3 protein-coding genes are annotated in these 3,631 nt (G+C 69.4%); all 3 read right to left on the bottom strand.

The features are described 5' to 3' along the window. Positions 1–44: 44 nt before the first annotated feature. The gene (locus ACY45C_RS14690; protein ID WP_462188167.1) at positions 45–1,001 is read right to left on the bottom strand and encodes an AIM24 family protein; all 957 of its coding nucleotides are present in this window, start codon (positions 999–1,001) and stop codon (positions 45–47) included. Between the two features lie 84 nt (positions 1,002–1,085). After that, positions 1,086–1,763, bottom strand: coding sequence for an AIM24 family protein (locus ACY45C_RS14685; protein ID WP_462188165.1), 678 nt, complete (start codon positions 1,761–1,763; stop codon positions 1,086–1,088). 62 nt (positions 1,764–1,825) lie between these two features. Then, complete coding sequence (locus ACY45C_RS14680) at positions 1,826–3,172, bottom strand: TerD family protein (RefSeq protein ID WP_462188166.1); 1,347 nt, start codon at positions 3,170–3,172, stop codon at positions 1,826–1,828. Between the last annotated feature and the right edge of the window lie 459 nt (positions 3,173–3,631).

Here is a 3,631-nt window from a genome sequence, read left to right as displayed (position 1 = left end):
GAGATGAGCCCGCGCGCCGCCCGTCCGTCGCAGGCGGTGTCGCCTCAGCGGTTACCGAACAGACCGCCTAGGCCGCCACCGCCGCTTGGGCCGTGACCACCGTGACCACCGTGACCGCCGAGCTGGTTGCCCTGGAACCCGCCCTGACCGAGGCCGAACTGTCCGGCGGGACCGGCACCCGCGATCGCGTTGTACGGCGGAAGTAGCTCGCAGGGCTGCACGATGACGAAGCCCTCGCCGGTGAACTGCATCTGCCAGCTCTCCCCGATGTTCCCCCGGGGTCGCCACACGGCCGAGGACGTCACCGCCGCCTGCATCGAGACCTGCAGGCTCGACGACCAGCCGACGACCGCGTCGGCGTCCGCGAAGTAGTAGTTCTGATGCGTTACGTGCATGACCAGCGGCGCCCCGGACGTGCAGACGGCGACCCGGCCGTTGCCGCGCAGCTCGACCTGGTAACTCCCGACACCGGCGATGCCGACCTGGCTGTCCACCCGCACCAGGTCCCAGGTCAGGTCGACGTTGAAGGCGAGCACGTTCTTGCCGTCGACGGTGAGCCCGTCACCGACCAGGTCGAGGATGTGGATGTCCTGCGCCTGGTTGGCGAGGAAGACCGAACCCGATCCGGAGACCTGCATGAGGTTCAGGCCCTCGCCGCCGCTGAAGAAGCTGCGGAAACGCGAGCCCCAGCCCTCCCAGTGCGCGTCGAAGTTCGCGGCACCCTGGTAGGCGACCATCGCGCCTTTGCGGGCGTAGAACTCCCGCATCCCGCGGGCGCCAAGCGTCGCCTTGAGCATCTTGCCGTTCTGTAGGGAGAACGGCTCGTCCGAGGGACGCTCGGGATTGTCCAGGAGACTGCTGCGGAGGCCGCCGGCCGGCCCACCGGGACCACCGGAGCCACCGGGGGGTGTCCCCTGGCCCGGCGGATAGCCCGGACCACCGCCGGGATAGTTGCCCTGCGGACCACTCGGGTGGCCGCCGTACATCCCGCCCTGCGTCATGTCACCGTCCCCGTCCTCTCCGCGGTGCGCTCCGCCGTCCGGCGCCGGTACCCGGCCGCCCGCCCCCACCGTGCCATCGCGGCCTCAGCCCCGCACCGAGAAGGTCGGCCGCTCGTCCTCGCTCGGTTGCACGACGACGAACCCCTGGCCGGAAAAGCCGAGCTGGAACGCCTCCCCGGATCCGCGCCCGATGAGCCCGCCAAGCCGGGCGGTGCGCCGGGGCTCGACGCGCAGCCCATCGGTGTAGGCGACGAGGGCGTCGGTGTCGACGTAGGTCGACGCTTCCCGGGTGTCGAGCACGATCGGACTGCCCTTGGCGGTCAGCGCCACCCAACCGTGCCCACGCAGCACCACGTTGAACATCCCCATCCCGGACAGCATGGTGATGCCGCGGACCCGCTCGATGCTCCACTGCAGCCCGGCGTCGAAGGCCAGGATGTTCTTGCCGTTGACCGAGAGTCCCTCGCCGGCAAGCTGCGCGACGATGACCTCCTTGCCATAGTCCGCGAGGTACAGCAGCCCCTGGCCGGTCGCCGTCATGAGCGGAACGCCCTCACCCGTCGCCCAGGAGGAGGCGATCCGGCCGAGCTGCGGCGGCTGCGGGTTGAAGTCGATCAGCCCCTCGTAGGCAATCATCGACCCGACCCGGGCAAAGAGATCCTGACCCGGGTTCATGACCACCTTGGCGATCTTCGAGCCGTGCCTGCTCATCCGCTCCATGATCGGAGTTGGTCCGTAATGCTGGATCAGGCTGCCCTGCACGGCCCGCTCCTCTCCCCCGGCGGTCCTCCCGCCGGGCACACTCCCCGGATGGTCGACACGCCTCAGACCTCGTACGGCTGGACGACGATGAAGTGCCCCGCGAACCCCATGAACTGCAGGGCCAGTGCCTCGCCGCTACTGCCAGCGTAGATCTGCCGGGAGATCCGGACCTGAGTCGACACACTGACCCGCATGCCGGTGGTCCAGGCGACGAGGGCGTTCATGTCCGCGAAGGTCGGGCCCTGCACGTTGAGAGTCATCGGGGACCCCTTGGTCATGACGACCACCGAACCCGGCCCGGAGACCTCGAAGTGGAAGAACCCCCCGCCGGGGATGCCGGGGCTCTCGATCCGACGCACCTCGGTGCGCACGGTGGCGTCCATTGCCAGCAGGTTCTTCGCGTTGATGCAGAGGGAGGAGCTGCCGAGCTCGACGATATGCAGGTCCGCGGCGTCCTGGGCGAGGAAGACCTCACCCGAGCCCTTGCAGGTCATCAGCTTGAGGCTCTGGCCGGTCAGCTTGCCCTCGATGAGACCGCGCAGCCCGCCGCTCTTGTAGTCGAACTCGACGCTGCCCTGGTAGGCGACCATCGACCCGCGCAGCGCCAACGCATCCGGACCGAGGGTGACCTTGACCAGCTTGCCGTTCTGCTGGGTCCACCGACCGGCGGTCGGCACCTCCCGGTAGGGATCCAGGCTGTTCATCGCCCCGGGCGGGGTAGGTCGGGCCTGCGACGGCAGGATCTCGGGTCCGCCAAATGCGCCGGTCGGCGGCATCCCACCCGGCATGCCGGTGGCGGGCATCCCACCCGCGAAGCCCATGGGCGGCGGCGGTGCAGCGGGCGGGGCGCCGAACCCGGGGGCGGGGGCCGGCGGCGGCGCCTCGTCGGCGACCTCACCGCCGTAAGAGCGGATGAGCTCGGCCAGTCCCCCCTGGAACCCCTGGCCCACGGCGGCGATCCGCCACACGCCCTTGCGGTAGATGTCGGCGATCATCACGGCGCGCTCGCTGGTGAAGTCGGCGCCGGTGAAGGAGTAGCGCAGCACCTCGGTTCCCGCGACGACGATCCGCAGGTACCCCGACGAGATCGCCGAGGCGCTACCGGCACCGTCGAGGGCGGCGCAGAACGACAGCCGGCCGATCGAGGCGGGCATCTGGTCAAGGGTGACCCGGAACGCCTGACTGTCGCCGGCCTGCGGCCCGAGGAGCTGGATGGACTTCTCCGGCGACGCCGGCTGATTGAAGAAGACGAAGTAGCGGTCGTCGGTGAGGCGATCGGCGCCGTCCAGGCCGAAGCAGGAGATGTCCCACTCCCCCGGCGCATTGATCTGGATCCCGACGTACAGGTCGGTGCCCGGGGTGATCGTCGACAGCTGCGCCTTCTGCCCTCGACTGAACTGGGTGACCAACACGCTCCCTCCACCTGGCGTTCCGTGACGGACCGGCACAACCATTACCTACCGGCATTACCGTGCCCAACCGGCCAGCCGGCACCCGCCCGCATCCGCACGAACCGGACTGCCGGCAAACTAGCAGCTGCCGGAGGGTACAGCCGAACACGTCGGCGCCGGGAACGCTGTCGATCCCCAGACAAGACGATTCGCGGACAAGACGATCCCCGGGCAAGACGATCCCCCGACGACACCGGCATCGGAGCGGCTACCGGTGACGCTCCTCTCGCGCCCCGGCACGGTCGGGCGTTCACTGGACAGATGCGCTACGTCGAGGGCATCACGACAGCCAGCAGTAAGAAGATATCCAAGATCGGCCTCGGAACCTGGCAGTTCGGGTCCAGGGAGTGGGGGTACGGGGCGAGCTACGCCGACACCGAGGCCGGGCGCATCGTGCGCCGGGCCCTCGAACTCGGG

This window comes from Frankia sp. CcWB2, assembly GCF_977927585.1.
Note: the sequence above shows the minus strand (reverse complement) of the source record. Positions and strands in the feature narration are given on the sequence as shown.